The following is a 26,517-nucleotide window of genomic DNA, read 5'->3' on the forward strand; positions in this document are numbered from 1 at the left end:
TGCTTAAAAAGGGTTGATAATGCTGAAGAATTTTGACAACCAGCCTTCGCGGCTGGCCCGCCCGATCGCGCCGTTGCCGGTATAGACGACGCGGGCATCGGCGACCTGGTTCGACTGAACCGTGTTGTTCTGGTCGATGTCGGCGATGCGCACGATGCCGGAAATCTGGACCCATTCTTCACCCTGGCTAAGCAGCAGGCGTTTTTCCCCTTTCACAAAAACCGTTCCGTTGCGGCGCGCTTCGGCGATGGTCACCGAGATCTGGCCGCCGAGCTGGCTCGTTTCCGAAGCATTGCCCTGACCATTGAACGCCGAAGCGCCCGATGCATTAAGGGCATTGGGATTTATGACGAATGGGCCGGCCGTAGGTGGAGTCACGCTGAAGCTGCCGCTTTTTTGAGTCTTTCCAATCGCCTGCTTCGACGTGCTGAGGTTTTCGACCAGCACGATCGTCAGCAGATCGCCCACCGCATGCGCGCGTGCGCCTTCGACCAGGCTGGCATATCCGGCATGAACGTTGAAAATCGCGCCGTTTGACGGTGGCGTGGCAGGATCGGTCGGCAGCGTGGGTTCAAACCCCTTTTGCGGCCTTGTGGCATGGGCATGGCCGGGAAAGGCCAGCGCCAGCGCGACGATCGCCGCCGGGGCCAGCACCAAAGGCCACAGCCGCGCGCCGAGGGCGCGCCCGCGCAGAGCGCGGGGGGCGGCATCGAGCGGGCGATCAAAGGGGGTTTGCGTGATCATGACAGGGTCTGGTTCGCGTTCTTGAGCATGTCGTCGACCGCGCTGATCATTTTCGAATTGACCTCGTAGGCGCGCTGACATTCGATCATGTCGACCAGCTCGGTCACGGTGCTGACATTGGAGGCTTCGAGATAGCCCTGACGGATGGTGCCGTGGCCGGTCGCGCCGGCGGCGCCGACTTGCGGCGCGCCGCTGCCGGCGGTCTCCTTGTAGAAATTGTCGCTGGCGGCCTGGAGCGCGGAAGGGTTGGCAAATGTCGCCGTGGTGAGCTGTCCCAGCGTGCTGGGCGCGGTCGCTCCGGACAGGACTGCCGAAATGGTTCCGTCCTGCGCCACGGTGATCGACCCGGCGCCTTGCGGAATGGTGATCTGCGGCTGGACCGGATAGCCCTGCGCGGTGACCAGCAAGCCCTCGGACGAGGTGGTGAAATTGCCTGCGCGGGTATAGCCGATCGTCCCGTCGGGCATGGTCACCTGAAAATAGCCGTCGCCGCTGATCGCCATGTCCAGCGCGCTGCCCGTCGATTGCAGCGTGCCCTGGGTCATGTCGGTGGTGGTCGCCTGGACGGTGACCCCGGTGCCGAGATTGAGCCCGGTGGCATAAGCGGTCTGCCCGGACGATTGCTGCCCGGCGACCCGCGCATCCTGATAGGCGAGCGTCGCGAAATTGGCGCGGTCGCGCTTGAATCCGGTCGTGCTGACATTGGCCAGGTTGTTCGAGATGACTTGCATGCGCGTGTCCTGGGCCTGAAGCCCGGTGCGCGCGACATAAAGGGCGGAAGATGGCATGGCTTGGTGCTCCGAAGGAGATCAGGGCGCGATCAGGAGGGAAGGCCCATCAGGGCGGTCGATTTCTCGTCATTGTCCTTGGCGGCGGCGATGACTTTGGTGCGCATGTCGAACAGGCGCTGCGCCGCGACCATGTCGACCAGCACTTGCGTCGCGTTGACATTGGATTTCTCCAGCGAACCGGTGATCACTTTGGCCGCATCGTCGGTCGGCAGAACGCCGCCGCCGACCACGCGAAACAGGCCGTCGAGACCTTTTTCGAGCTGGGTTCCGGTGGTGGTCGCCAGTTTCAGCTTGGCGATCGGTTCGGGCGGCGCTTCGCCCTGGGCCGGATCGCTCGCCAAAACGGTTCCGTCGGGGGCAATGGTCACTTTGTCGCCCGCCGGCACAGTGACCGGCCCGCTGTCCGACAGGACGGGCAGCCCCTCGCCATTGACCAGCGTGCCGTTGGCATCGATCGTCAGATCGCCGCGCCGGGTATAGGCTTCGCTGCCGTCCCCGGCCTGCACGGCCAGCATCGTGTCGCCGGTCAGCGCGATGTCGAGCGGATTGCCGGTCTGCATCAGGTCGCCCTGTTTCATGCTGGCACCGCTCACTTGCGCATCGGCCATGGCGCGCGCTTCCAGCCCGTTGCCCTTGACCGTGGTCGGCGTGGCGACGAGCAGTTCGGCGCGAAAGCCGGTGGTTTGAGTATTGGCCAGATTGCTGGCGATGACCCGTTGCTGGACCACCGAGGCCGACATCCCCGAATAGGCGGTATAGATCAGGTGATCCACGACGTGTCCGATCAGCTATGCAGGTTGATGATCGCTTCGGAGACGGTCGTGTTGGTATCGATCGCCTTGGCATTGGCCTGGAAATACTGCTGCGCGGTGATCAGGTTGACCATTTCCGACGACAGATCGACGTTCGAGGCTTCGAGCGAACCGGACAGGAGGCTGCCGTATTGGCCGCTGTTGGGCGCGCCAAAGGTCGCCGTGCCCGACAGCCCGGTGGCGGTGTAATCGGCCGAGCCGACCTGTTTCAGCCCTTCGGGCGCCGCAAACGCGGCGAGCGCGACTTTGCCGATCACCGTGTTTGAGCCGTCGGCGTAAGAGGCGCTGATATTGCCGTTGGCCGCGATGGTGACGCCGGAGAACGCCGAACCGGCAGCGTCGGTCGCCGGCACGGTGGCATCGGTCGGCGTGGTCGACGTTACCGTGCCCGTGGCGCTGGTTGGCAGGGCCTGGAGGCGGTTGCCGTTGGAATCGACGATATAGCTGTTGCCACTTGTCGCAGCCGTGGTCGAATCAAGCGAGAAGTTGCCGTTGCGCGTGTAATAGGTCTGGGTCGTGATGGGGGATGTTACCGTAAAGAAGCCGTCGCCGGTGATCGCAAGGTCGAGCGCGGACCCCGTCTGATTGATCGGACCCTGACTGAAATTCTGGTCGATCGCCGAAACGGTCGAGCCAATTCCCTGAATGTCCTTGGGATTGGAATAAGCGCTCGCGGCGACGAGATTGGCGAACTGGACGTTGCTTTCCTTGAAACCGGTGGTGTTGGCATTGGCGATGTTGTTGCCGATGACACTGAGGTCGGTCTGGGCGTTTTGCAGCCCGCTGAGCGAAATGGCATAGGACATGGGGGCGCGTCTCCGTCGGGGGGGAAGGGGCGTGGGGGATCAGGCGGTGGTGGTGCTGATACCGGTGGTGCCGGTCGCCGTGGCGATCTGGCCGGAAATCGTCGACAGGTCGGTGTTGGTCTGGTTGGCTGCCGACAGCGTCGAAAACTGCGCCAACTGGGCCAGCATCTGGGTGTCGTCGACCGGATTGGTCGGGTCCTGGTTCGACAACTGCGTCGTCAACAGGGTCATGAAATCGCTCTCCCCCAGTTTGTTGAAAGCATTTGTCGACGCGCTGCTGCCGGTCGAAGTGGAAGACGCGGCCGTGGTGCTGGATACAGTGGTCATGACGTTTTCATCCTCATCGTATCAAGGGTTAGCTGTTTTGCGGTCTGCAAGGCTTCGACCACGTTCTGGTATTGCCGGGATGCCTCGGTCATCTCGATCATCTCGGCGTTTTCATCGACGCCCGAACTCCAGACATCGCCGTTGGCGTCGGCCAGCGGATTGTCCGGATCGTGGAGCTGCACCGGGCTTGCGCCGGACTGGTAAACGCCCTGGACTTTGACCGAGGCGATGCCGGTGGTCTTGTCGAGCACGGTGGCAAAGACGGGGCGCAGCGCGCGATAGGCGCCTTGCGCGCTGCTCGCGACAGTGCCCGCATTGGCGAGGTTCGATGCCGCCGCGTTCATCCGCACCAGTTGCGCCGACATCGCGCGCGCCGAAGCGTCGAACAGCGTCATCGGGCCCTGGGAATTGCTTGAAGACATCGGCTTATTCCCCCTTCAACGCGCGGTTGACGGTATTGACCCGGTCCTGAAGCATGTTGAGCGTCGCTTCATAGCCGATCGCATTTTCGGCAAAGGCGGTCTGCTCGGTCGACATCTCGACCGTGTTGCCGTCGAGCGCGGGCATGACCGGCACGCGGTACTGCGTGGCAGAGCCGATCGCCTGGGTCACGCTGGCGCCCTGGGTCATCGCTTTCAACGCGCCGGAAAAATCGATGTCGCGCGCCTTGTAGCCGGGGGTCGCGGCATTGGCGATGTTGGAGGTCAAGACCCCCAGCCGCTGCGCGCGCAGTTCCAGCGCCATGCCGTGAATGCCGAACAGGCTGTCGCCCATGATGGTCTCGCTGCTCCCTTGCATGAAGTGACCCGCGCAAAAATTGCGTGCGATCAGGGTTCAGCAAGGCGCGTGCCAAATTGCGAAATTGGTTCCGAATGGCGGTGCTGCAGGGGCTTGGGCGGGGGCTGGCGGGGGTCAGGCGGCAAATCGCTGCCGTCTTGCCGGGCGCGGACGGCAAAGTTCTGCAAAACGAGGCAAATGCGGTGGCGGGGGCTGAAATCCGGCGCGCCGCCGCCGTCCTGTGGGATGCGCGGAACGGCCCGATGTCCCCACCCCCCGGACCGGGCCGCTCCGCGCATCCCGTTTTCAGGCCGGCACTCTTTTTCAGGCCGGGCTTTTGGCCATCACCACCAGACAGGACCCGCGCGCGCATGGAGCTTGTCCACCTGTTCGATCCCGTTCCCGCCGCCATCGTCGTCGGCGGAACGCTGCTGGCGACGGCCTTGCGGGCCGGGCGTGTCGATGTTCGCCACACGATGCACGAAGTGTCGGGGCTGTTGCGTCGCCGGTTCGATGCGGATCAGGTGCGCCGCGATCTTGCCCCGTTGGCCAACGACATCCGCAAGGACGGTGTGTTTCGCGCCCACTTCCGGGCAACCGGCGACCCCGCGCTCGACAAGGCGATCAATGCGATGATCGAGGGGCAGTCGGCCTCTGTGCTGATGATGCACCATGCCGTCGCGCGCAAGAAGCGCCTGGCACGCGCGCAGCGTGCCGCAGTTACGCTGGCCCAGGCCGCCGACCTTGCGCCGGTGTTCGGCCTTGCCGGAACGCTGATCTCGCTGTCGCAACTGTCGGGGCGCGGGATTGCCCGCGCCATGTTCATGAGCGCGATTTCGCAGTCCGTGCTGGCCACGCTTTATGGTCTGCTGCTTGCCAATATCCTGCTCGCCCCGCTGGCGCGGGCGATCGAGCGCCGTGCCGAGCGCGAAGAGACGGTGCGTCAGGATCTTGTCGACTGGATCGCCTCGCAATTTGCCGCAGTCGCGCCCCGGCTGCGACGCGAGCACGAAGCGGCATGATCGCGCGGACCGTCAGTGTCAGTTGGCAGACGATTCTGGCCGACTTGTCGCTGATCCTGTTCATGGTCACCGCTTCGGCGCTGGCCAATTCCTCCGACGGGCCGCTTGGGCCGGATACCGACGAAGCTGGTGCGCATCCGGCGCCAGCCCGTTCCCCAGCTCCCCATCCCCCAGCTCCCCATCCCCCAGCTCCCCATCCCCCTGCGCCTCCTGTCACGCCGTCGCCTCGTGCCGAGCCGGTCGGGGTCTGGCGCGCCGAGGCCGGTGCGCCGCCCTTGCCGCAATGGTTGAACGAGGTGGCGCGCGATCCGCGGCTGCGCCTGACGATTACCGTGCATTATGCCCCCGGCGGGCGCGAGGCTGCGCTGGCCCAGGCGCTGCGGCTTGATACGGCAGCGGGCCCGCGCGCCGCCGATGCGCGGATCATCGTCGAACCGGGCCTGCCTGCGGGCGCCAGCGCCGTGGTCGGCTTTGACGCGGATACGCCGCCAGCGGTGGCCCCCGCAAATGGCACGCAGCTTGCTAGGCCAAGGGCATGACCAAACGCTGTGCCCATTCGCCCCGCCTCCGCTCTCATGCGGCCCAGGCCGTGCTGTCGCTCCTTGTGGCGCTTTCGGCGCCATCGGTGCGTGCCCAGGCGATGTCTCCGGGCTTGCAGGATCCCGCCGCCATCGATCGCGCCGTCTCGGCCTTTACCGGGCAACCGATCGGCGTGCCCGGCGGCGCGGCGCGTCCTGTCGACCGCCGGCTGCGGCTGGCCGCTTGCGCGGCGCCGCTGGCGCTGTCGTGGCGCGGCGATGCCCGTGCCAGCATCCTTGTCGAATGCCCCGACGCGGGCGGGTGGCACATTTTTGTCGCGACGGCGCTCGGTGACCGGCAATCTTCTGCCGGTATCGTCATCGAGCGCGGGCAGTCGGTCACCGTGGCGCTGACAGGCGACGGATTTTCGGTCTCGCAACCGGCCGAAGCGCTTGAATCCGGGGCTGTCGGGGCCTGGATCCGGGTTCGGACCGTGGCCAAGAGCGATCCTCTTCAGGCGCGCGTCGTGCGCCCGGGGCTGGTCGAGGTTCCCGTCGAATAAGGGGCATTGCGGCAAATTTTTTCCGGTCCCCTTAAAGCCCCTTCATCCTCGCCGTTCTTGACGATGCATTCTTCGCGAAGGAGCGAACCATGGCATCGTTTGAAATCGGAGCATCGCGCCCGGTTGGCGCGGTTCAGCTCAGTACCGTGCAGCCGGCGACTCAACCTGCGGCGGCGACGGATTCCACGTCAACCACCCCCACCACCACCGCGCAGACCAGCGCTGCGGCTCAGGTTCAGACGAGCCTTACCGTCAGCGCCGGGACGGCTCCGGTCGACCAGACCAGAGTCGACCAGATTCGCAAGGCGGTTCAGAACGGAACCTATCCCGTGATTCCCACCCGAATCAGTGACGCCATGATCGCGGCCGGCATGATGTTGCGGAAAGCGCGGTAATGGTGGTGGTAACCACATCGGGCATGCAGGCCTCAAGTGACGCGCTGACCGGCGTGTTGTCCCCCTTCGACTTGCGCGATGTCCTGCGGCAGATGCTTGCCGTGCTGGATTCCGAGCGGCAGGCGCTTGCCGGGCTCGACATCGACGGCATTGTCGGCTGCGCCGTGCGCAAGAATGTGCTGTGCGGTCGGCTCGAAGACACTGCCCCCGATGCGGTCGACGAGGAATGCCGCGGCTTGCTCGACGCGGCACGGCGGCTCAACGAGACAAACCGGCGCGTGCGCAACCTGATTGCGGCCAATGTCGCGACGCGGCTTGATGCGCTGACCGGCCAACCGGCGCTGTACCGGGCCAATGTCGACGCGGCGCGGGTTCGCCGCCTGCGCTGATTGCGGCGGGCGTCCGGTCTTGGACCGGGCCGGCGGTGCCAATTTGGCACGCCTCTTGCTGAACACTGACGGAGCGGTGCGAGCCGCACTTGTCGAAAGGGTGTTCAGTGAGTTTGCCCGATGCTTCCGCCACTTTTCCGATCGCATCTGCGGTGCCCGTCGCACCTGTGGCGCAATCGCCGGTGCAGTCGGCGATTGCGCGCGCCGCGGCGGCGACCGGGGTCGATTTCAAATATCTGCTGGCACAGGCGAGGCTCGAATCCGGCCTCGACCCTTCGGCCCGGGCGCGCACATCGAGCGCGCGCGGGCTCTACCAATTCACCGGGTCGACCTGGCTGCGCACGCTCGACCGGCATGGTGGCGACCTCGGGCTCGATGCCACGGGGGCGGCGCATGATCCCGCGATGCGCGCGCAATTGCTGGCGCTGCGTGGCGATCCGCAGGTTTCGGCGATGATGGCGGGCGAGCTCGCCAACGACAATCGCGGCTATCTTTATGGCGTGCTGGGCCGCGATCCCGACAATGCCGAGCTTTACCTTGCGCATTTCCTGGGCCCCGATGCGGCCGGTCGGTTCCTTTCGGCGCTGTCTGCCGATCCGGGGCAAAGCGCGGCGGCGCTGTTGCCCAAGGCGGCTGCGGCCAATCGTTCGATCTTTTTTGCCGGCGGCGCCCCGCGCAGCGTGGGTGAAGTGATGGACTTGCTGCGCACCCGGCTCTCTGCGGCGATGGACAACCCCGGGTCGGGCGCGGCGCAGGGTCTGGATGCGGCGACCACGGACGGCGGCTTTTTGCCGCTTGCGGCAATAGCGGCAAACCCGGGCGCCGCGCAGGCTGCGCCGACCGGGGGACCGATCGCGCGCGAATTTGCTGCCGCCGCCGCCAATGCCGGGCCACCGGGCGGTGAAAGCTCGATGGCCGATACGCTGCAATCGGCCTTTGGCCTCGCTGATGCCGGAGGGGGCGATGCTGTCCCCGCGCATGTCCGCACCGCCTATGGCCGCATCCGGGCGTTGGGCCTCTAAATGTTTCAGCGCTTGTCCAACCTCGGCGCGCTGGCGCTGCCGGCCGGGATCCTGACGCTGATCGCGTTGATGGTCGTTCCGATCCCGGCGTTCATGCTCGATGTGTTTTTCGTGTTCAACATCGCGCTGTCGGTTGCGGTGCTGATGGCGGCGATGAATGCCGAAAAGCCGCTCGATTTCTCGTCATTCCCCTCGGTCCTGCTGTTTGCGACCTTGCTGCGCCTGTCGCTCAATGTCGCCTCGACGCGGGTCGTGCTGGTCCATGGGCACAATGGCGGCGCGGCGGCGGGGCGGGTGATCGAAAGCTTTGGCGCGTTTCTCATCGGCGGCAATTTCGCGGTCGGGCTGTTCGTGTTCATGATCTTGATGATCATCAACATGGTGGTGGTCACCAAAGGCGCGGGGCGTGTGTCCGAAGTGTCCGCGCGGTTTACGCTCGATGCCTTGCCCGGCAAGCAGATGGCGATCGACGCCGATCTCGCCGCCGGGCTGATCAATGCCCAGGAAGCCAAGGCGCGCCGCCGCGATGTCGCGACCGAGGCCGATTTTTACGGTTCGATGGACGGCGCCAGCAAGTTCGTCAAAGGCGATGCCATCGCGGCGGTGCTGATCCTCGGGGTCAATATCATTGCCGGTTTCTGCCTCGGCATGCTCAGCCATGGGCTGACGGCGGCCGATGCGGCGCAGAAATACGTCACGCTTGCCGTGGGCGATGCGCTCGTCGCGCAAGTGCCCTCGCTGCTCTTGTCGATCGCGGCGGCGGTGATCGTGACTCGCGTCTCGGACAGCCGCAACCTTGCCGGGCAGATCGGCGGGCAGTTTTCCAGCCCTTCGACCTGGCTGCCGGTGGCGGTGATCCTGACCGCGATCGGCATGATCCCGGCGATGCCGCAGATCGTGTTTCTGCCGGCGGCGGCGATGGCCGGCTGGATCTGGTGGAATCTCAAAAAGCGCGCCGAGCGGCAGAAAGTCGCCGATGCCCCGCCGCCTGCGGCAGAGCCCGACCCGGCCCGCATCGTGCTCGAAGAAGTGTCTGACCATACGCTCGTCACGATCGAGCTTGGCTATGGGCTGGTGCATCTGGTCGATGCCAAGCGCGGGTCGCCGCTGGTCGCGCGGATTACCGGCGTGCGCAAGCAGTTGAGCCAGGCCTGCGGCTTTATCGTGCCGCAATTCCGGGTGCGCGATTCGCTCGAACTGCCGCCCAACGATTATCGCATCCTGCTGGGCGGAGTGACCATCGGTGGATCGACCGTGCGCTCTGATCGCATCCTGGCGATCAACGCCGGGGAAGCGAACATGAACACCGGCCTCAAGGGCGAGCCGACGACCGACCCCAGTTTCGGCTGTCCGGCGCTGTGGATCGACCCGGCCAACCGCGACACCGCGATCGCCGAAGGGTTTCTGACTGTCGATGCGGGGACGGTCATTGCCACGCATCTCAACCAGTTGCTCGGCGAACGGCCCCAGGCGATGCTCGGCCCCGACGAAGTGCGCGCCATTCTCGAAGGCGTGCGCCAGCGTTCGGCGGGGCTGGTCGAAACGATCCATCCCAATCCGCTGTCGCTCGGCGCGATTACCCGCATCCTGCGCGCGTTGCTCGAAGACGGGGTGGGTATCGGCCATCCGCTGCCGATCCTCGCCGCGCTGGGGCAGGCGGTGCAACAGACCACCGAGCACGACCGTCTGGTCGACATCGTGCGCGCAGAGCTTGGCCCGATGATGGTCGGACGGGTGTGCAGCCCGCATGATCGCCTGCCGGTGATCACGCTCGACGCCGGGCTTGAGGCGATGATCGTGCAGGGCATGCAGGATCCGGTCACCGGCCTGCCGGTGATCGAGCCGGACCTCGCGCGGGGGCTTGGCGATCGCATTTCCGCGATGATCACCGAGCGCGGCCCCGGCGCCATTCCCCCGGCGCTGATCGTTCAGCCGCGCGCGCGGCGCACGCTGTCGGCCGCACTGCGCTTTCGCGCGCCCGCCTGCCTCGTGCTGTCGATATCCGAATTGCCGCAGAGCCAGCCGATCGAAGTGATCGCGGTGATCGGCGGCGAAGCCACGGCCTCTCCGCCGCCGCCTCCGGCACTGACTGACCAATCCGCCCAGACCCAACGGAGCCGTCAGGGTTCCGCTTCATCAATGCCGCAACCCGAAGGACTTGCCGCATGAATCTTCACCACCGCAGTTTTGCCGCGGCGCGCGCCTATCGTGATGATACCGCCGACCGCATCCGTCGTTTCCTGCCGATGGTGCGGCGTCTGGCCTGGCATGCCCATGGCTCGGGCCGCGCCGGGATCGAAGTCGACGATCTGATCCAGGCCGGGCTCGTCGCGCTGACCGAATGCGCGCAAAAGCACAATGGGCAGACCGAAGACGGCTTTGCCGCTTATGCCAAGCTGCGCGTGCGCGGGGCGATGGTCGATCTCATCCGCCGCAGCGCGCCGATGTCGCGTGCCGCTTCCGACCGGCGCCGCACCTTGCGCGATCAGACCGAAAGCCTGGCCGCGCTGCTCGGGCGTCAGCCGACCGAAAGCGAACTGGCCGAAGCGATGGGGGTAACGCTGTCGGATCTTGGCGATCTGCGCGCCGCCTCCGAACCCTTGCGCTTCGAGCCGATCGACGATGCCTATTCCGACAGCTCGATGGCCTTTGCCGACGATCGGCCCGATGCCTTTGCCCAGATCGCCGATCAGGAAACGCGCCATGTCGTGATCGATGCCATCGCCACGCTGCCCGAACGGTTGCAGATGGTGATCCAGCTCTATTTCGCCGAGGAAATGAACCTCGCCGAAATCGCCGGTGTGCTCGAAGTCAGCGTGCCGCGCGTTCACCAGCTCAAGGCCCAGGCGCTCGACAAGCTGCGCGCGACGCTGGGCGACGGGTTCGATATTCTGTAACGCCCGATATTCTATAAAGCCCGCGCCCGGCGCCCAGATCACTTTTGGGGGTCAGCTTTTGGGCTGTTTCAGGATCGGATCGCCGAGCTTGAGCTGTTTGCCGTCGGTGATGATCACCCGGTCGCCAAGGCGGGCCTTGCCGAACAGCTTTTCGGCAAAGCCTTCGGGCACGCCGATGCAGCCGTTGGTGGCATAGCCGCGTTCGACTTTGCTGCCGTGGATCGAAACGCCGTCGTTGGTCAGGCGCAGCATCCACGGCATCGGCGCGTCATAGAGGTTGGACACGTGATGCGCGTCCTTTTGGGTGATGGGAAACACGCCGAGCGGCGTGGGTTTGTCGCCATAGCCTTTCAGGATCGCGGTCGCGCCGACTTCGTGCCCGTTTTCAAACACCGACAGCACGCGCGCGGTCAGATCGACCGTGATCACTAGCGGTCCGGGTTCGCCCTTGCTTTCGTCCCAGTAATATTGGCCAAACCGGATCGGGCCGGGGATCGACAGGATCGATCGCACCACGAACGGCCCGTCGGCGGCGGGGTGTGACGCTGGCGCGGCGTTGGGCGAGGGCGTGCTGCGCGTCTGTACCGGCGTGGTATGGTGGATCGGCACCGGATCGGCGCGGGTCAGGGCAATCCCGACAATATCCTTCAGTACGTGGAACGCCAGCAACGCCGACAGGACGACGACCACCGTCCCGGCCGCAAGCAGCGGTATCCGGCGTTTCGTCCATTTGCGCCAGCCGGGCGGCAAGGCCCACATTACAGATGTCCTTCCGGTTTGTCTGAGACGCCCGGCAATAGACGAAAACCCCGTGCAGAACGATTGCGCGCCATGGTTAATTCGGCGTTATCGCTGCGCCGGGCGCTGCGCCCCACCAGGTCAGCCGCCGCCAAACCATTTCAAACGGGCCCTGGGCATGGCGGGCCAGCCACCAGCGCGGCCAGGCCAGCATGGCGGCCCAGCCCAACGGGATGAACAACGGCACGAACCCGCGCGGCAACCACGCGCCGAGCCCCAGGCCCCAGCCCGAAAACAGCGCTGTCATCAGGATCGTCGTGCCAAGGTAGTTGGTAAAGGCGGTGCGCCCGGCGGCGGCCAGCAAAGTGCCGACCGGAGTTTGCGACAGTGCGGGCCAGAGCAGCATCAGCCCCGCGCCATAGCCCAGCGCCATGGCCAGATGCGGCAGCGCGGTCAGCGTCTGGATCACCGCAAACATCGCGCGCGGAGGAAAATCGTGCACATCGATCCACCATGCCAGCGCGAGCGTCATCGCCCCGCCGACGCCGATGCCGATCCCCGCCGCCCAGCCCAGGGCGCGTCGGCTCCAGGCGCCGCGCCACAAACCGGCCCGGTGCAGCCCCATGCCCACCAGGATCAGCGGCAGCGTCTCGGTAAATGTCGAACCCAGCGTCTGAAACGGCAGCCAGGGCGCCGTCGTCAGCCGCAGCCGGATCGCGGCGACAAACGGCGCGATCAGGATCTGCCGGTCGGCGGCGAGCGAAGCGGCAATGCGCGCCATCATCGCACTCTCGTCGGCGCGATCGGCCGCAACGCCATGCCCGGCCAGTACCGCCTGTTCGGCGCCGATGCCCATGACCGCGCCGATCGCATCGAGCCCGTGGCTGATCCCGAACAGCGCCAGCCCCATCCCGATCAGCAGCGCCGCCGGCATGCGGCACAGCAGCAATGCGGCAAGCCCGCACAGCGCATAAGGAAACAGGATGTCGCCCCACCACAGCACGAGGTAATGCGCATAGCCGAACAGCGCCAGCCAGACGAGCCGCCGCGCCTGCATCCAGGGCCCCCGCAGCGTTGCACCTGCGCCTGCGCGACGGTCGGCGGCATCGATGAACAGCAGCATGCTCGCCCCGAACAACAGCGTGAACAGCGCGCGCATCTTGCCTTCGAACAGGACGAACGCGATCAGGAACCAGGCATCGCCGCCCGGTTCGACACGTGGCAAATGCGGGCTGAAACTGGCGAGCGTCGGGCCCCAGAACCCGGTCACGTTGATCGCCAGAATGCCGAGCAGCGCGACCCCGCGCACGAAATCGATCGCGGCGATCCGCGTGGCGGTATTCTCGACAGTCGGCGGCTTAACGATTGACGACAAGGCAGCTCACGCCCGCAGCTTTCAGCGCGGCACAGGCCGCCTTTGCCCCTGCTTCGGAATAGCCGCCGGCCTGAAGCCGGGCCACCCCGCTGCCCACGTCGATACGGGCATGACCGGCGATCTCGGGCCGGGTGCGGACTTTGGCCCAGAGCGCGTCGGCATGCTCCTTTTGCCCGAACGCGCCAAGCTGCACGCGCCAGTCGCCGCCGGTTTCGTGCGGAGCGGGCGGCGGGGGCGCGGTATGCGCCACGGCCACAGGGGGCTTTTGCGCCGGGGCGGCAGGACGGGGTGGCGGGGCAACTGGTCGGGCGGCAGGACGCGTCGGCAGCGTGACCGGGTTGGCATAGTCCGCCCCGGCGGTGGCGTGGGTGGGGGGGACATCGACGCGCTCGATCTGCGCAGATGGGGCAGATGGGGCAGGCGGAACAGGCGTTGCCGGTTTGGCCATGGCAGCGACCGGCGTGCCGCCGAGGTCGGCGGCGCCCATTTCGCTGGCGCGGTTGGCGGCGGCCTTGCGGTCAAGCTCTTGCGCCAGCGCGACGCCTTGCTGGCGCTGTTCGAGCGGAATGCCTTCGTTCATCGCGGCAAGGCTGGATTGCGCCTGTTGCAGCCCGGTGTCGGCGGCTCTGGTCATCAGTGCATAGGCGCGCACCGGATCCTTGGGCGCATAGTCGCCGTTATAGGCGGCAATCGCCAGGATATACATCGCGCGCGGCTCGCCCCGGTCGGCTGCGGCGTTCAGCCAGGGCATCGCCTCGGCCTGACGATTGGTCTGAAACAACAGGATGCCATAGTTGTCTGCGGCGCGCAGATGTCCTTTTTGCGCCGCGCGGTGATAGTAATCCTCCGCCCTGGCGACATCCTTTGGCACGCCCCGGCCCAGTTTGTAGGCCTGGCCCATGTTGAACATCGCATCGGCATCGCCCTTGGCGGCGGGGCCCTGCCACTGCGCGACGGCGGCGTCGTAATCGCCCCGGCCCCACGCTTCGACGCCGTCCTTCACGTCGGCGTGCGCGGGCAGAATTCCGACGGCAACCATCGCCAGGCCCCCGGCGAGCATGCCTGCCCATCGCCTGTGCGCTTGCCCAACGCCGCTGTGCCCCATCGCCTGTCTGCCTCTTGCTCGTTCTGCGGATCGTGATCCGGGTGGTAAACGAATCCGTTACCCTCGTCATCGGGCTTGTGGCCACATCCGATCGCGTGCCCCGTCCGAAACTGATGCACAAAAAGCGCTGCGAAGGGGCAGGCGCATCGAAAATGCGGCCAATTTGCCTGCAATGGCACGATTCGGGCCCCGATCCGGCCGTTCGTTAACCAAAATTTGAGGGAGATCTGGAATCGTTCTTATCACGGCCGAAACAGATTATGACGGGGAACTGCGTTGCGCATACTGGCACTGGCATCGCAAAAGGGGGGGTCCGGCAAGACGACCTTGTCGGGGCATCTCGCTGTCCAGGCGCAGCGCGCGGGCGCGGGCCCGGTCGTGCTGGTCGACATCGATCCGCAAGGCTCGCTGACCGAATGGTGGAATGAGCGCGAGGCGGAATATCCCGCGCTCGCCCAGACCAGCGTTGCGCGGCTGGCCACCGATCTTGCCTTGCTGCGTCAGCAGGGTTTCAAGCTGGCGGTGGTCGATACGCCGCCTGCGATCACGCTGGCGATCCAGTCGGTGATCCAGGTTTCCGAACTGGTCGTCGTGCCGACCCGGCCCAGCCCGCATGACTTGCGCGCGGTGGGGGCGACCGTCGAACTGTGCGAACGCGCGGGAAAGCCGCTGATCTTTGTCGTCAACGCGGCGACGCCCAATGCCCGGATCACCTCTGAGGCCGCCGTCGCGCTGAGCCAGCACGGCACTGTCGCGCCGGTGATCCTGCACCATCGCACCGATTTTGCCGCCTCGATGATCGACGGGCGCACGGTGATGGAAGTCGATCCGACCGGCAAGTCGGCCCGCGAAGTCGGCGCGCTGTGGACTTATGTGTCCGAACGGCTCGAAAAGAATTTCCGGCGCACGGTGTTTGCCGTGCCCCATGCCCAGGCAACGGCCCCCGGCGTGCTGTCGCGCCCGGCGGGCAGCGGCTTTGGCCGCCGCGTGATCGGATCGTGAGGCGCCGATGAGCCGTGACGGGACAAGGTCGTGCGATGGAACGAGGCCGATGGCCTCGCTCAACGCGGGCCTGCTTGGCCGCCGGGCTGCGGCGCGGCGTGTGCCGCTGTCGTTCGGCCCGATTGAGGAGGCCGCGTTGGTCGAGGCTCCGGTCGAAGCTGCCACCGGCGAATTGCCCGAAGTGATGCAACAGGTCATGCGGCTGGCTCAGGCGCTGGGCGTCGACATGGCGCCGTCGCCGGCAGAGCCGCAGCCGGTCGATGATGGCGAAATCGTGCGCCGCCGCGTGGCCTTCACGCTGCGGCTCGATACCGAACGCCATGGCCAGTTGCGCCAGATTGCCCTCGCGCAAGGGCGCAGCGCGCAACAGGTGCTGGTCGAAGCCCTTGACCGTTATCGCGCCACGACTCTTTTGAAGCCGATCTCTTCCGCGACGCCGTCGTCGCAATGCCTTCTTCCGACCGGAAACCAGCCATGACCGACTGCACCAATCGCTTTACGCCTTCGCAGGGTGATACCGGGGCCCCGGTTGCTGCCAGGCCCCGCTTCGCGCGATTTGCCCTGCTGGCGACCGGCGCTGCTGCGGCAGCTCTTGTCGGCGGGTGTTCCAATCACGCGCCGCGCCCCGACAAGATGGCGCAGCAGGCGCGCGACGCGATGGGCAAGGGGGATGCTCCGCGCGCGGTCGCGCTGGCCGAACAGGCGGTACAGGGCGATGGCCGCAATGCCTCGCTGCGCCTCTTGCTCGGCAATGCCTATTTGCGGTCGGGTCGCTTCGAATCCGCACGGATGGCCTATTCCGACGCGATCGACCTCGGCGATGACAGCAGCCGCGCCGCGCTTGGGCTGGTGCTGGCCGACCTTGCGCTGGGTCGCAATGGTTCGGCGCTCGACACGCTCAACACGTATGGCGATGTCCTGCCGGTCGCCGATCTCGGTTTGGCGCTGACCATGGCCGGGCAGAACCAGCGTGGCATTACCGTGCTGAGCAATGCCATCCGTCAGGGGCAGAATATCCCCAAAGTGCGCCAGAATCTGGCTTATGCCTATGCGCTGTCGGGCATGTGGAACGAGGCGCGGATCATGGTTGGGCAGGATCTGCCCGCCGATCAGGTCGATGCCCGGCTTCAGGCCTGGGCGGCCATGGCCCGGCCCGAGGAAAGCCGCCGCCGCGTCGCCAGCCTGATCGGTTCGCCGCTGGTCGGCGACAGCGGTCAGCCCGAAGCGCTGGCGCTCGCGCATTTCCCGGGCCCTCAATCCGCGCAGGCCCAGGCGGCGCAGGCCCAGGCGGCACAGGTCCAGGCGACACAGGCTCCAGCGCCACAAGTAACGCCTGCGGCGCCCGCGCCCGTTCAGGCCGCAGCGACCGAACTGCCTCCGGTGCAGGCGCAGACCGAATCGGGTGCGCTCGCGCGGATCGATCTGCCTGCTTCGCGCCCCGCCGCCGCGCTGCCGGATTCTGTTCCTGCGCCGGCGCCGGTCGCCTATCGCGCGATCCACACCCCGGCTCCGGTCCGGGCGTCAGCCATCGTTGCGCCGATCCGGCCCTCGCCGATCAGGCCTTCGCTGATCAGGCCTTCGCTGATCAGGGCCGTGGCGCTGGCGACCCCGGCCCACGGGCTCGGTACGCATCTCGTACAGCTTGGCGCGTTCAACAGCGAGGAATCGGCGAATCGCGCCTGGCACCATTTCGTGGCGCGCAATCCGCGTCTGGCCGGTCATCCCGACCTGATTACGAAGGTCAATGTGCATGGCCGCGACTTCTGGCGCGTGCAGGCGGCGGGCTTTGCCGGGCAGGCCTCGGCTTCGTCGGTATGCGGCGCGTTGCGCGCGCATGGCGGCGCCTGCCTCGTCATGGCGGTCAACGCCGCTGCGCATGTCAACGGCGTGCAGACCGCTGCCGCGCATCCGGTCGCCAAGCCGGTGATCAAGCCGCAGCCTTCGCCGATCCGTCCCGCCGCCGCGCACCCGCTGCCGACGCGGCCGGGCAAGACCAATCCCGCCCGGCGCTGAGCTTCGCTCTCAATCGATCCGCGTGCCACCCTTGAACAAGGCGGTCACGCGGCCTTGCACCGGACGCCGATCGAACGGCGTGTTGCCGGCGCTTGCGGCCATCTTTTCCGATGATACCACCCAGGGGCGTTCGGCATCGACGATCGCAATGTCCGCCTCTGCGCCCACGCGCAGCACCCCGGCATCGACGCCCAGCAGGCGCGCAGGCGCCCCGGCAAGCAAGTCGAACGCGCGCGCCAGATCGATCCGCCCGTCGCGCACCAGCGTCAGAGTCAACGGCAACAGCGTTTCGGCGCCCGCCATGCCCGGTTCGGCATCGACAAAGGGCAGCCGTTTGTCCTCCGGCCCGCGCGGGTCATGGCCCGACGCGATCACGTCGATCGTGCCGTCGGCAATCGCATCGACCACGGCAAGGCGGTCGGCATCCTGCCGCAGCGGCGGCGACATCCGGCTGAATGTGCGGAAATCGGCCAGTTCCAGATCCGACAGCATGAAATGCGCGGGCGTCACCCCGGCGGTCACGCGGATTCCGCGCACTTTGGCCGCGCGCACCAGATCGAGCGCGCGCGCGGTCGTCACCTGGCGGAAATGGACATGCGCGCCGGTCAGCTCGGCCAGCGCGATGTCGCGCGCCACGGCCAGCGCTTCGGCTTCGGCAGGCGCGCTTGGCAGGCCAAGCCGGGTTGCCATTTCCCCGGCGGTGGCGACCGCCGGGCCGATCACGCCTTCATCTTCGGCATGGGTCACCACCATCAGCCCGAGCATCGCGCAATAGGACAAGAGGCGCAGCATGACTCCCGAATCGCCGATCCAGTGGCGCCCGGTGGCCACGGCCAGCGCGCCCGCCTCGCGCATCAGCGCCAGTTCGGCCATTTCGCGGCCTTCGAGCCCGCGCGTCGCGGCGGCGAGCGGGTGAACCCACATGTCCGGCTTGCCCGATTGCGCGGCAAAGCGGATGCGCGCGGGGTGATCGAGCGGCGGCGCCTGATCGGGCATCAGCGCCGCGCGGGTAATCCCGCCGAAATGAAACGCCGGTTTGTCGACTGCAAACACGCCAAGATCGACCAGACCCGGCGTGACCAGCTTGCCCGCGGCATCGATGATTGCGTCATCGGGCTCGGGGGCAATGTCGCCCAGCGCGACGATGTGCCCATCGACAAGGCGGATCGCGCCGGGGCGGGGCTCGCCCTCGGCCAGCACCAGCCGACCGCCGATGATCGTGATGGGGCGGGGGATCATGCTGCGCCTCCCGCCGTCCGGGCCCAGCCGGGCACACCGCGCGCGCGGCGGGTCAGCACGTCGAGACAGGCCATGCGGATCGCCACGCCGCTTTCGACCTGACTGGTGATCAGGCTGCGGGTGGGATGGTCGGCGACCTGGCTGTCGATTTCGATCCCCCGGTTCATCGGGCCGGGGTGCATGACCAGCGCATCGGGCTCGGCGCGGGCAAAGCGGTCGAGCGTCAGGCCATAGAGATGGCGATATTCGCGCGGGGAGGGGATGAACTGGCCCTGCATGCGCTCTTGCTGCAGCCGCAGCATCATGATGATATTGGCCCCTTTCAGCGCGGCGTCGAAATCGTGAAACACTGTCACGCCCATCGCCTCGATTTCGGCAGGCAGCAGCGCAGGCGGCGCGCAGACGCGGACATCGGCACCCAGCGCGGTCAGCGACAGGATATTCGATCGCGCCACCCGGCTGTGCAGAATGTCGCCGCAGATCGTGACTTTCAGCCCGCACAGATCGCTGCCACGCGGCAGATGCAGCGCATGGCGGATGGTCAGCGCGTCGAGCAGCGCCTGCGTCGGGTGTTCATGCTGACCGTCGCCGGCATTGAGCACCGGGCAATCGACTTTGCCCGCGATCAGCCGGACTGCGCCCGAGCTGGCATGGCGGATGACGATCGCATCGGCGCGCATGGCGTTGAGCGTGATCGCCGTGTCGATCAGCGTTTCGCCCTTTTTCACACTCGACGTCGCGGCGTGCATGTTGACGACATCGGCGCCGAGCCGCTTGCCCGCGATTTCGAACGACAGCAGCGTGCGCGTCGAATTTTCGAAAAAGGCGTTGATGATGGTCAGGCCCGATAGCAGCCCGGCGCGCTTTTGCGGCTGGCGATTGAGCTCTACCCATTGCTCGGCTTCGTCGAGCAGATAGAGGATCTCGTGCCGCTCCAGCCGACCGATTCCGGTCAGGTCGCGGTGGGGAAAGGCGAGCCCGCCTTCGGGATAGGCGCCTGTGCGCGGTGTGTTGGGGTTCGATGGTTGCATCGAAGACCATCCCCTAGGCAGACATGCCCCTTCTGCCAAGTCTTTCGGCTGGCGCTATCGGGCAATGGGCCATAGATATCCCCCATGAAATTTGCACGCGCTGTCTGGGCTATCCTCGTCGCCATCAAGGACGGGCTCGTTCTCCTCCTTCTCCTGTTGTTTTTCGGCGGGTTGTCGCTCGCCTTGTCGATGAAGCCGATGCCGGGGCGCGTGCAGGACGGCGCGCTGGCGATCACGCTCGACGGCCCGATTGTCGAAGAGCGGGCAAAGCTCGAACCGGCCGCGTTGCTGCTCGGCGGCGGGGCGACCCGGCACCAGTTTCTGGCGCGCGATCTGGTCCGCGCGATCGAGGCGGCGGCGGGCGATGGCCGGATTCGCGCGGTGACGCTGGATCTCGAAGATTTCGGCGGCGGCAGTCAGGTCACGCTGTCGCGCATCGGCGCGGCGCTCGACAAAGTGCGCCATGCCGGAAAGCCGGTTCTGGTGCGCGCGGTGCTGTATGACGACGCCACGTTTCAGCTCGCCGCGCATGCCGGCGAAGTCTGGGTCGATCCGCTGGGCGGGGTTCTGCTGCGCGGACGCGGCGGGACGATGCTGTTCTATCACGATTTGCTCGACCGGCTGAAAATCAAGGCGCATGTCTTCAAGGTCGGCACGTACAAGAGCGCGGTCGAACCCTTTGTTCGCAACAATCTTTCGCCCGAGGCCAAAGAGGCCGAAACCGCCGTGTTCGGCGCGCTGTGGCACGATTGGCAGGACGAAGTGAAACGCGTCCGGCCACGCGCCGACATCGCACGGGTCACTGCCGATCCGGTCAAATGGCTGAACGCTTCGGGCGGCGATGCGGCGAAGGCGGCGCAGGCGGCGGGGTTGGTCGATCGGATCGGCGACAAGGCGGATTTTGCCCGGCGCGCGGCCGAACTGGTCGGATCAGACAAGGCCGATGGCTATAAATTGACGAAATTCGGCACTTATCTCGCCGATGTCGGCGTTGCCAAGGGCGGCAAGGCGATCGCAGTCGTTACCGTTGCGGGCGATATTGTCGATGGCAAGGCCGGGCCCGGCGTTGCCGGCGGCGACCGGATTGCCGCGTTGATCGACAAGGCGGCGGCGAGCGAAAATTATGCGGCGCTGGTCGTGCGGGTCGATTCGCCGGGCGGGTCGGTCATGGGGGCCGAACGCATCCGGGCGGCAATTGCCCGGTTCAAGGCGCATGGCGGGGCCCGTGCCTTGCCGGTTGCGGTGTCGATGGGCAATCTGGCGGCCAGCGGCGGCTATTGGGTGTCAACGCCCGCCGACCGGATCTTTGCCGAGCCCGCGACGATCACCGGCTCGATCGGCATCTTTGCCGTGATCCCCAGCTTTGAAGACGCGCTGGCCAAGATCGGCGTGGGCACCGATTCGGTGCGCACCACGTCGCTGTCGGGGCAGCCCGATCCGGTCGGCGGGCTCAACGCGGCGACCTCTGCCGTGCTTCAGAGCGAGATCGACATGGGCTATCGCCGCTTTGTCGGGCTCGTCGCGGCTTCGCGGCACAAGACGCCGGAGGCGGTCGATCGCATTGCCCAGGGGCGCATCTGGGATGGCGGCACCGCGCGGCAGCTCGGGCTGGTCGATGAATTCGGCGATCTGGATCAGGCCTTGGCCTGGGCGGCGCAGCGGGCGGGGCTGACGAAGTGGCACCCGGTCTGGCTGGGTGACAACGCGGATTCGCTGGGCGGGCTGTTGCAACAACTGATGTCCGACGACAGCGATAGCGCCGACGGCTCCGATGATACGCATATGGCCGGTTTCGAATCTGGCGGGCGCGATCTGGCCGGGCGCGTGGCGATGGCGCGGTTTGCGCTGGCGGGGCAGATGGCGGGCGATCTCGATCATCTGCTCGGTGGGCAAGGCGCGCAGGCCTATTGCCTTGAATGTGCGGGACTTGTTTCTCCGGCTCCGCAGTCGGGAGAAGCCGCGGCGGCGTTTGCGCGCGGTCCTTCCGGGTGGCTGTCGCTGCTGTTTGGTGTGGCGCGCTGATGGCGCCGCTGACCAGGGCGAATGACGGCGGTTGATCGTGCGCGTGGCAAGACTTGCCCTTTTGTGCCCGCTACGATAGGGGCGTCGCTCGCCTTTCACCGGATGCGGGCGTGGCGGAACTGGTAGACGCGCTGGATTTAGGTTCCAGTATCGCAAGATGTGGGGGTTCGAGTCCCTTCGCCCGCACCAGAGCCTCCGGCCCGGCTCCGCCCCCGAAATAGACACGACGTCGATTAAGAGAGTTGGATCTAACCGAGATGCAGATCGTCGAAACCAGCAACGAGGGCCTGAAGCGCGCCTATTCCGTGACCATTCCGGCCGCGGACATCGCCGCGAAAATCGAAGGCGAGGTCAAGAAGATCGCGCCGCAGGTACGCATGCCCGGCTTCCGCGCCGGGAAGGTGCCCGCCAACCTCGTGCGCAAGCTCCATGGCCCCGCGCTGCATCAGGAAGCGCTGCAGACCTCGATTCGCGAAGCGCTCGACAAGCTGGTGGCCGACCATGGCTTGCGTCCCGCGACGCAGCCCGCGGTCGAACTGGCCGAAGGCTATGACCAGGGCGCGGATGCGCTGTTGACCGTCTCGCTCGAAGTCCTGCCGGTGATCGAAACGCCGTCGATCGAGGGCATCAAGCTTGAAAAGCTGATCGTCCCGGTGACCGACGAACAAGTCGAAGAAGCCGTGGCCCGCATCGGCCAGGGGCAGAAGACCTTTTCGGACGCCGAAGAAGGCGCTGCGGCGCGCGACGGCGACCAGATCGTGATCGATTTCGTCGGCAAGCTTGACGGCGTGGCGTTCGACGGCGGCACCGCCGAAGATGCGCCGCTCGAACTGGGCGCCGGTCGCTTCATCCCCGGCTTTGAAGAACAGCTGGTCGGCGTGAAGGCGGGCGAGGAAAAGACGATCACCGTCACGTTCCCCGCCGACTATCCCGCCGAGCATCTCAAGGGTCAGGACGCGACCTTTGACATCACGGTCAAGGCGGTCAAGGTTTCGGGCGAATTCGTCGCCAATGACGAATTTGCCAAGGCACTGGGCCTTGAAAGCATCGAACAGCTGCGCGGCCTTCTGCGCGGTCAGCTCGAACAGGAAACCGCCGGGCTGACGCGGACGCAGATGAAGCGTCAGCTGCTCGACACGCTTGCCGCAGGGCATGACTTTGCCGTGCCGCCCTCGATGGTCGAAGCCGAATTCGAACAGATCTGGCAGCAGCTGACCCAGGAAGCCGGTCAGGAAGAAAATCCCGAGGAAGCGCTCAAGGAAATCGAAGCCGAAAAGGACGACTATCGCCGCATCGCCGAGCGTCGCGTCCGGCTCGGCCTGCTCCTGTCGGAAATCGGTCAGGCCAACGGCGTGACGATCACCAATCAGGAAATGGAAATGCTGATCCGCCAGGCGGCGCAGCAGTACCGCGAACAGGATCGCCAGCGCTTCGTCGAATACATCCGGTCCGAGCCGCTCGCCGCCGCGCAGCTGCGCGCGCCGCTTTATGAAGACAAAGTCGTCGATTTCCTGTTCGACAAGGCCGAAGTCGTCGAGCGCGAAGTGACCAGCGATGAGCTTCAGGCCGCGATCGAAGCCGACGAAGAAGGCAATTCGCCCGCGAAGGCTTCGGAAACGGTGACCGAAGAAGCGCCCGCGCCCAAGAAGAAGGCTGCGCCCAAGAAGAAGGCTGCTGCCGAAGCGCCCGCCGACGAAGCGCCTGCCGCTGCGGCTGACGAAGCCCCGGCTGCTCCGAAGAAGAAGGCTGCGCCCAAGAAGAAGGCCGTGGCCGAGGACGCTGCGCCTTCCGAATAAGCGCCTGCGTTCAGAACCAGACCATGTCAGGGGGGCAATCCGCAAGGGTCGCCCCCTTTGTCATGCGCCCCCTTGAACGCGCGATTGATCCCTAGGGGTCTTGCGGATTGCCGCTGCGAATCAGGCCATGAGACAGTGATGCAGGCCGCGAAACCCAGGGGGGATCGTCGATGCATACCGAACGCAATCGCCAGGCTCGCAAGACGCGCAAGGGGGCGGGCCCGTCGCAAACCCGCTCCACGCGCGATGATGGCGCATTCCTCCTCAAGCCGGGCGCGCCGCCAAGGTTTCCCGTCGATCTGATCGTGCCGCCGCATCGCGGCCCGGTGATCACGGCGGCGCCCTGGCCTTTGTCGGCGCTGCCGTTGCCGTCTGCACCGCAGCCCGCCGATCTTCAGACGGCAGGCCGCAAGGCCGCAAGGAAAGCGGAGCGCCGCGCCGCGGCACTGGCGCGCGCCGAAGCGGTCGTTCCGCCCGCGACCGAGGCGCTGATCCTGGTCGCCGCGCCGAAGGTCGATGCGCCCGTTCCGGAAACCATCGGGCCCGAGGCCCCTTTGCCCGCCTCGCGCGCGCTCGTCCCCCGGCGGCACGGCTTTGTCGACGCAATCGCCTTTGTCTTGCGCGACAGCGGCCGACGGCTCGCGCGCTGGTCCTCGGCGCGGCGACGGGCCGAGGAGATGAAGGAAAAACTGGCCCGTGCCGAGGCGCGGATGCGCGCGATGGAGGCACAGCTTGCCGCGCTTCAGGCGCTGCAGGAGCGCGTGCGACAGGCGAGCTGAGGTTTCCAGGCTGGCCGACGGGCCGCCGGGCAGAAATTTCGCCCGGTTTTCGCGGCGAAACGGTCCCCGGCGAGCGCCGTTAGGGGCATATCCCCCCGCAATCGTGCGGGTTATGGGTTAACGCCCTTGAACATCGCGCTCTGGCACGCGACATAGGTGCCGTATTCATAGAACGAGGACACCCATGCTCGACCTGTTTGGCGCGTCCGGCGCCCAAGGCAAATTCTCTCACGATCCCGTGACCGGGGCGCTGATCCCGGTGGTTGTCGAGCAATCGAGCCGGGGCGAACGCAGTTTTGACATCTTTTCGCGGCTGTTGCGCGAACGTATCATCTTCGTCACCGGCGAAGTCGAGGATCACATGGCCTCGGTCATCATGGCGCAGCTCCTGTTCCTCGAATCGGAAAATCCGTCGAAGGACATCTCGATGTACATCAACTCGCCCGGCGGGGTGGTGACAGCGGGCATGGCGATCCATGACACCATGATGTATATCCGTCCGCGCGTGTCGACGGTGTGCATCGGTCAGGCCTGCTCGATGGGCAGCTTCCTGCTTGCAGCGGGCGAACCGGGCCTGCGCGTCGCGCTGCCCAATGCGCGGATCATGATTCACCAGCCTTCGGGCGGGGCGCGCGGCATGGCTTCGGACATCGAGATCCAGGCGCGGGAAATCCTGCGCATCCGCAAGCGGATGAACGATCTCTATGTGAAGTACACCGGGCGCGAGCTTGAGGAAATCGAGCGCGCGCTGGATCGTGACACGTTCCTCGAAGCGGACGAGGCAAAGGCCTTCGGGCTTGTCGACAAAGTGATCGAATCACGTCCCGCTTCGGATCAGACGGGTGACGCTTCCGGTTCCGGGGCTGCTCCCGACGCCTGATTTTCCTTTGCATACGGCGCCTTGGGCTTGACCCTGGGGGCCGTATGTCAGGAATTTCTGTTCTCTTTTGTGTCCGGTTGATTAATACCCTTGGGGTAGTAGGATAATCGGGCCCGCCTCTCGTGGAGAGGCGCCTGGGATTGAAGAATGACTAAGCTTTCCGGATCGGATACCAAGAGCACCCTCTACTGCAGCTTTTGCGGTAAGTCGCAGCATGAGGTGCGCAAGCTCATCGCCGGCCCCACGGTGTTCATCTGTGACGAATGTGTCGAGCTGTGCAACGACATCATCCGTGAGGAAACGAAGTCGGGGATCGCGGGCAAGAAGGACGGCGGCGTCCCTTCCCCGCGCGACATTTTCGAAACGCTCAACGACTATGTCATCGGCCAGGACCGCGCCAAGCGCGTGCTGTCGGTCGCGGTGCACAACCATTACAAGCGGTTGAAGCACAGCGGCAAGGGCGGCGAAGTCGAACTGTCGAAGTCGAACATCCTGCTCGTCGGCCCGACCGGCTCGGGCAAGACCCTGCTCGCCCAGACTTTGGCCAAGACCTTTGACGTGCCGTTCACGATGGCCGACGCGACCACGCTGACCGAGGCCGGCTATGTCGGCGAAGACGTCGAAAACATCATTCTCAAGCTGCTTCAGGCCAGCGACTACAATGTCGAAAAGGCGCAGCACGGCATCGTCTACATCGACGAAATCGACAAGATCAGTCGCAAGGCAGAAAACCCCTCGATCACGCGCGACGTCTCGGGCGAAGGCGTGCAGCAGGCGCTGCTCAAGCTGATGGAAGGCACCACCGCAAGCGTGCCGCCGCAGGGTGGGCGCAAGCATCCGCAGCAGGAATTCCTTCAGGTCGACACGACCAACATCCTGTTCATCTGCGGCGGAGCCTTTGCCGGGCTGGAGCGGATCATTTCCGATCGTCTGCAAAAGCGCTCGATCGGTTTTGGCGCGCATGTCGCCGATCCCGAAAAGCGCAAGGTCGGCGAACTTCTGCAAAAGGCAGAGCCGGAAGACTTGCTGAAATTCGGCCTGATCCCCGAATTCGTCGGTCGTCTGCCGGTGATCGCCACGCTCAACGATCTCGACATCGAGGCGCTGGTGCTGATCCTGCGCGAACCCAAGAACGCGCTGGTCAAGCAGTATCAGAAGCTGTTCGAGCTCGAAGACGTGCAGCTGACCTTTACCGAGGAAGCGCTCGAAGCGATTGCCAAGAAGGCGATCGAGCGCAAGACCGGCGCGCGCGGCCTGCGTTCGATTGTCGAAAGCCTGCTGCTCGACACGATGTTCGACCTGCCGACGCTTGATGGCGTGGTCGAAGTGGTGGTCGACAGGGATGTCGTCGAAGGCCGCAAGGAACCTGTCCAGGTTCACAAGGGCAAAGAAGAAGCCGCCTGACCCGAAAAAGCCCCTCCCCGCGCGGGGAGGGGGCTTCACACAGCCCCCTTTTGTTCGTCATTCCCGCGAA

Annotated in this window: 28 protein-coding genes and 1 tRNA gene; 17 read left to right on the forward strand and 12 right to left on the reverse strand. The window is 65.9% G+C overall.

The features are described from left to right. Window positions 1–3 precede the first annotated feature (3 nt). The 7 genes from AQZ50_RS17815 to flgB are packed head-to-tail and all read right to left on the reverse strand — an operon-like array spanning window position 4 to window position 4,254. The gene (locus tag AQZ50_RS17815) at window positions 4–744 is read right to left on the reverse strand and encodes a flagellar basal body L-ring protein FlgH (protein ID WP_067748363.1); all 741 of its coding nucleotides are present in this window, start codon (window positions 742–744) and stop codon (window positions 4–6) included. Beyond that, window positions 741–1,532 (reverse strand): flagellar basal-body rod protein FlgG, encoded by a 792-nt coding sequence (gene flgG / locus AQZ50_RS17820; RefSeq protein WP_067748365.1) that lies wholly within the window; start codon window positions 1,530–1,532, stop codon window positions 741–743. Before flgG ends, AQZ50_RS17815 begins: the two co-directional genes overlap by 4 nt. A 32-nt stretch (window positions 1,533–1,564) precedes the next feature. After that, window positions 1,565–2,308, reverse strand: coding sequence for a flagellar basal body rod protein FlgF (locus AQZ50_RS17825; RefSeq protein WP_067748367.1), 744 nt, complete (start codon window positions 2,306–2,308; stop codon window positions 1,565–1,567). Between the two features lie 11 nt (window positions 2,309–2,319). Then, entirely contained in the window at window positions 2,320–3,153 is an 834-nt protein-coding gene (locus AQZ50_RS17830) for a flagellar hook-basal body protein (protein WP_067748369.1), read from the reverse strand. Window positions 3,154–3,192: 39 nt separating this feature from the next. Beyond that, complete coding sequence (locus tag AQZ50_RS17835; RefSeq protein ID WP_067748370.1) at window positions 3,193–3,480, reverse strand: flagellar hook assembly protein FlgD; 288 nt, start codon at window positions 3,478–3,480, stop codon at window positions 3,193–3,195. Further along, window positions 3,477–3,902, reverse strand: a complete 426-nt coding sequence (gene flgC, locus AQZ50_RS17840) for a flagellar basal body rod protein FlgC (protein WP_067748372.1) — start codon at window positions 3,900–3,902, stop codon at window positions 3,477–3,479. The genes AQZ50_RS17835 and flgC overlap by 4 nt, the downstream gene beginning before the upstream one ends. A gap of 4 nt (window positions 3,903–3,906) precedes the next feature. Beyond that, window positions 3,907–4,254: a flagellar basal body rod protein FlgB gene (flgB, locus tag AQZ50_RS17845; protein WP_067748414.1), complete on the reverse strand. Its 348-nt coding sequence runs from the start codon at window positions 4,252–4,254 to the stop codon at window positions 3,907–3,909. A 374-nt stretch (window positions 4,255–4,628) separates the two neighbouring features. On the opposite strand from flgB, the gene AQZ50_RS17850 reads away from it, so the two are divergent. The 8 genes from AQZ50_RS17850 to AQZ50_RS17885 all read left to right on the forward strand — a co-directional run bounded on the left by AQZ50_RS17850 (window position 4,629) and on the right by AQZ50_RS17885 (window position 11,063). Then, window positions 4,629–5,279 (forward strand): MotA/TolQ/ExbB proton channel family protein, encoded by a 651-nt coding sequence (locus AQZ50_RS17850; protein WP_067748374.1) that lies wholly within the window; start codon window positions 4,629–4,631, stop codon window positions 5,277–5,279. Beyond that, window positions 5,276–5,818 carry a hypothetical protein gene (locus AQZ50_RS17855; protein ID WP_067748376.1) on the forward strand — a complete coding sequence of 181 codons (543 nt, stop codon included), beginning with the start codon at window positions 5,276–5,278 and terminating at the stop codon, window positions 5,816–5,818. Before AQZ50_RS17850 ends, AQZ50_RS17855 begins: the two co-directional genes overlap by 4 nt. Window positions 5,819–5,868: 50 nt before the next feature. Further along, window positions 5,869–6,360, forward strand: coding sequence for a flagella basal body P-ring formation protein FlgA (locus tag AQZ50_RS17860; protein WP_231730390.1), 492 nt, complete (start codon window positions 5,869–5,871; stop codon window positions 6,358–6,360). Between the two features lie 89 nt (window positions 6,361–6,449). Then, window positions 6,450–6,755 (forward strand): flagellar biosynthesis anti-sigma factor FlgM, encoded by a 306-nt coding sequence (gene flgM, locus AQZ50_RS17865; protein WP_082703772.1) that lies wholly within the window; start codon window positions 6,450–6,452, stop codon window positions 6,753–6,755. Then, a complete protein-coding gene (locus AQZ50_RS17870) occupies window positions 6,755–7,144 on the forward strand; it encodes a flagellar protein FlgN (RefSeq protein WP_369801438.1) in 390 nt (129 codons plus the stop codon). Before flgM ends, AQZ50_RS17870 begins: the two co-directional genes overlap by 1 nt. Window positions 7,145–7,251: 107 nt before the next feature. Continuing rightward, a complete protein-coding gene (locus AQZ50_RS17875) occupies window positions 7,252–8,166 on the forward strand; it encodes a lysozyme family protein (RefSeq protein ID WP_231730391.1) in 915 nt (304 codons plus the stop codon). Continuing rightward, window positions 8,167–10,335: a flagellar biosynthesis protein FlhA gene (locus tag AQZ50_RS17880; RefSeq protein ID WP_067748380.1), complete on the forward strand. Its 2,169-nt coding sequence runs from the start codon at window positions 8,167–8,169 to the stop codon at window positions 10,333–10,335. Next, on the forward strand, window positions 10,332–11,063 hold the full coding sequence (locus AQZ50_RS17885) for a sigma-70 family RNA polymerase sigma factor (RefSeq protein WP_067748382.1): 732 nt from the start codon (window positions 10,332–10,334) through the stop codon (window positions 11,061–11,063). Before AQZ50_RS17880 ends, AQZ50_RS17885 begins: the two co-directional genes overlap by 4 nt. Window positions 11,064–11,114: 51 nt before the next feature. Here the strand turns inward: AQZ50_RS17885 and AQZ50_RS17890 are convergent, their stop codons facing one another. The 3 genes from AQZ50_RS17890 to AQZ50_RS17900 form a co-directional block, all read right to left on the reverse strand. Further along, window positions 11,115–11,822 (reverse strand): L,D-transpeptidase family protein, encoded by a 708-nt coding sequence (locus AQZ50_RS17890; RefSeq protein ID WP_231730392.1) that lies wholly within the window; start codon window positions 11,820–11,822, stop codon window positions 11,115–11,117. Between the two features lie 76 nt (window positions 11,823–11,898). Next, on the reverse strand, window positions 11,899–13,176 hold the full coding sequence (locus tag AQZ50_RS17895; protein ID WP_231730393.1) for a DUF418 domain-containing protein: 1,278 nt from the start codon (window positions 13,174–13,176) through the stop codon (window positions 11,899–11,901). Continuing rightward, window positions 13,160–14,236, reverse strand: a complete 1,077-nt coding sequence (locus AQZ50_RS17900; RefSeq protein ID WP_231730394.1) for an SPOR domain-containing protein — start codon at window positions 14,234–14,236, stop codon at window positions 13,160–13,162. Before AQZ50_RS17900 ends, AQZ50_RS17895 begins: the two co-directional genes overlap by 17 nt. Window positions 14,237–14,557: 321 nt before the next feature. Here AQZ50_RS17900 and AQZ50_RS17910 point away from each other — a divergent pair, with 321 nt between their 5' ends. From AQZ50_RS17910 to AQZ50_RS17920, 3 genes are read left to right on the forward strand one after another with little or no spacing between them, the layout of a single operon-like run. Then, on the forward strand, window positions 14,558–15,283 hold the full coding sequence (locus AQZ50_RS17910) for a ParA family protein (RefSeq protein ID WP_067748387.1): 726 nt from the start codon (window positions 14,558–14,560) through the stop codon (window positions 15,281–15,283). A 49-nt stretch (window positions 15,284–15,332) separates the two neighbouring features. After that, window positions 15,333–15,761: a hypothetical protein gene (locus AQZ50_RS17915; protein WP_067748389.1), complete on the forward strand. Its 429-nt coding sequence runs from the start codon at window positions 15,333–15,335 to the stop codon at window positions 15,759–15,761. Further along, window positions 15,758–17,296 carry an SPOR domain-containing protein gene (locus AQZ50_RS17920; RefSeq protein WP_082703773.1) on the forward strand — a complete coding sequence of 513 codons (1,539 nt, stop codon included), beginning with the start codon at window positions 15,758–15,760 and terminating at the stop codon, window positions 17,294–17,296. The genes AQZ50_RS17915 and AQZ50_RS17920 overlap by 4 nt, the downstream gene beginning before the upstream one ends. Before the next feature lie 9 nt (window positions 17,297–17,305). Here the strand turns inward: AQZ50_RS17920 and AQZ50_RS17925 are convergent, their stop codons facing one another. Then, complete coding sequence (locus AQZ50_RS17925; protein WP_067748390.1) at window positions 17,306–18,535, reverse strand: dihydroorotase; 1,230 nt, start codon at window positions 18,533–18,535, stop codon at window positions 17,306–17,308. Beyond that, window positions 18,532–19,566 carry an aspartate carbamoyltransferase catalytic subunit gene (locus AQZ50_RS17930; protein ID WP_067748392.1) on the reverse strand — a complete coding sequence of 345 codons (1,035 nt, stop codon included), beginning with the start codon at window positions 19,564–19,566 and terminating at the stop codon, window positions 18,532–18,534. Before AQZ50_RS17930 ends, AQZ50_RS17925 begins: the two co-directional genes overlap by 4 nt. Window positions 19,567–19,650: 84 nt before the next feature. On the opposite strand from AQZ50_RS17930, the gene sppA reads away from it, so the two are divergent. The 6 genes from sppA to clpX all read left to right on the forward strand — a co-directional run bounded on the left by sppA (window position 19,651) and on the right by clpX (window position 26,447). Next, the gene (sppA, locus tag AQZ50_RS17935; RefSeq protein WP_067748394.1) at window positions 19,651–21,588 is read left to right on the forward strand and encodes a signal peptide peptidase SppA; all 1,938 of its coding nucleotides are present in this window, start codon (window positions 19,651–19,653) and stop codon (window positions 21,586–21,588) included. A 104-nt stretch (window positions 21,589–21,692) separates the two neighbouring features. Then, a tRNA-Leu gene (locus tag AQZ50_RS17940) sits at window positions 21,693–21,777 on the forward strand. Window positions 21,778–21,845: 68 nt separating this feature from the next. Then, entirely contained in the window at window positions 21,846–23,384 is a 1,539-nt protein-coding gene (tig, locus tag AQZ50_RS17945) for a trigger factor (protein ID WP_067748396.1), read from the forward strand. Between the two features lie 170 nt (window positions 23,385–23,554). Beyond that, on the forward strand, window positions 23,555–24,163 hold the full coding sequence (locus AQZ50_RS17950) for a hypothetical protein (protein ID WP_067748398.1): 609 nt from the start codon (window positions 23,555–23,557) through the stop codon (window positions 24,161–24,163). Between the two features lie 184 nt (window positions 24,164–24,347). Further along, entirely contained in the window at window positions 24,348–25,043 is a 696-nt protein-coding gene (locus AQZ50_RS17955; protein ID WP_067748400.1) for an ATP-dependent Clp protease proteolytic subunit, read from the forward strand. 147 nt (window positions 25,044–25,190) lie between these two features. Then, complete coding sequence (gene clpX, locus AQZ50_RS17960) at window positions 25,191–26,447, forward strand: ATP-dependent Clp protease ATP-binding subunit ClpX (protein WP_067748402.1); 1,257 nt, start codon at window positions 25,191–25,193, stop codon at window positions 26,445–26,447. Window positions 26,448–26,517: the final 70 nt, after the last annotated feature.

It is taken from the genome of Novosphingobium sp. Fuku2-ISO-50, from assembly GCF_001519055.1.
Lineage (GTDB): Bacteria > Pseudomonadota > Alphaproteobacteria > Sphingomonadales > Sphingomonadaceae > Novosphingobium.

Excerpts from the sequence above, each read along its gene's own strand:
- AQZ50_RS17815 (WP_067748363.1), bottom strand. The coding sequence starts at position 744 with ATGATCACGCAAACCCCCTTTGATCGCCCGCTCGATGCCGCCCCCCGC.
- flgG (WP_067748365.1), bottom strand. The coding sequence starts at position 1,532 with ATGCCATCTTCCGCCCTTTATGTCGCGCGCACCGGGCTTCAGGCCCAG.
- AQZ50_RS17830 (WP_067748369.1), bottom strand. The coding sequence starts at position 3,153 with ATGTCCTATGCCATTTCGCTCAGCGGGCTGCAAAACGCCCAGACCGAC.
- AQZ50_RS17835 (WP_067748370.1), bottom strand. The coding sequence starts at position 3,480 with ATGACCACTGTATCCAGCACCACGGCCGCGTCTTCCACTTCGACCGGC.
- flgC (WP_067748372.1), bottom strand. The coding sequence starts at position 3,902 with ATGTCTTCAAGCAATTCCCAGGGCCCGATGACGCTGTTCGACGCTTCG.
- flgB (WP_067748414.1), bottom strand. The coding sequence starts at position 4,254 with ATGGGCGACAGCCTGTTCGGCATTCACGGCATGGCGCTGGAACTGCGC.
- AQZ50_RS17850 (WP_067748374.1), top strand. The coding sequence starts at position 4,629 with ATGGAGCTTGTCCACCTGTTCGATCCCGTTCCCGCCGCCATCGTCGTC.
- AQZ50_RS17855 (WP_067748376.1), top strand. The coding sequence starts at position 5,276 with ATGATCGCGCGGACCGTCAGTGTCAGTTGGCAGACGATTCTGGCCGAC.
- flgM (WP_082703772.1), top strand. The coding sequence starts at position 6,450 with ATGGCATCGTTTGAAATCGGAGCATCGCGCCCGGTTGGCGCGGTTCAG.
- AQZ50_RS17870 (WP_369801438.1), top strand. The coding sequence starts at position 6,755 with ATGGTGGTGGTAACCACATCGGGCATGCAGGCCTCAAGTGACGCGCTG.
- AQZ50_RS17880 (WP_067748380.1), top strand. The coding sequence starts at position 8,167 with ATGTTTCAGCGCTTGTCCAACCTCGGCGCGCTGGCGCTGCCGGCCGGG.
- AQZ50_RS17885 (WP_067748382.1), top strand. The coding sequence starts at position 10,332 with ATGAATCTTCACCACCGCAGTTTTGCCGCGGCGCGCGCCTATCGTGAT.
- AQZ50_RS17890 (WP_231730392.1), bottom strand. The coding sequence starts at position 11,822 with ATGTGGGCCTTGCCGCCCGGCTGGCGCAAATGGACGAAACGCCGGATA.
- AQZ50_RS17900 (WP_231730394.1), bottom strand. The coding sequence starts at position 14,236 with ATGCTCGCCGGGGGCCTGGCGATGGTTGCCGTCGGAATTCTGCCCGCG.
- AQZ50_RS17915 (WP_067748389.1), top strand. The coding sequence starts at position 15,333 with ATGGCCTCGCTCAACGCGGGCCTGCTTGGCCGCCGGGCTGCGGCGCGG.
- AQZ50_RS17920 (WP_082703773.1), top strand. The coding sequence starts at position 15,758 with ATGACCGACTGCACCAATCGCTTTACGCCTTCGCAGGGTGATACCGGG.
- AQZ50_RS17925 (WP_067748390.1), bottom strand. The coding sequence starts at position 18,535 with ATGATCCCCCGCCCCATCACGATCATCGGCGGTCGGCTGGTGCTGGCC.
- AQZ50_RS17930 (WP_067748392.1), bottom strand. The coding sequence starts at position 19,566 with ATGCAACCATCGAACCCCAACACACCGCGCACAGGCGCCTATCCCGAA.
- sppA (WP_067748394.1), top strand. The coding sequence starts at position 19,651 with ATGAAATTTGCACGCGCTGTCTGGGCTATCCTCGTCGCCATCAAGGAC.
- tig (WP_067748396.1), top strand. The coding sequence starts at position 21,846 with ATGCAGATCGTCGAAACCAGCAACGAGGGCCTGAAGCGCGCCTATTCC.
- AQZ50_RS17950 (WP_067748398.1), top strand. The coding sequence starts at position 23,555 with ATGCATACCGAACGCAATCGCCAGGCTCGCAAGACGCGCAAGGGGGCG.
- AQZ50_RS17955 (WP_067748400.1), top strand. The coding sequence starts at position 24,348 with ATGCTCGACCTGTTTGGCGCGTCCGGCGCCCAAGGCAAATTCTCTCAC.
- clpX (WP_067748402.1), top strand. The coding sequence starts at position 25,191 with ATGACTAAGCTTTCCGGATCGGATACCAAGAGCACCCTCTACTGCAGC.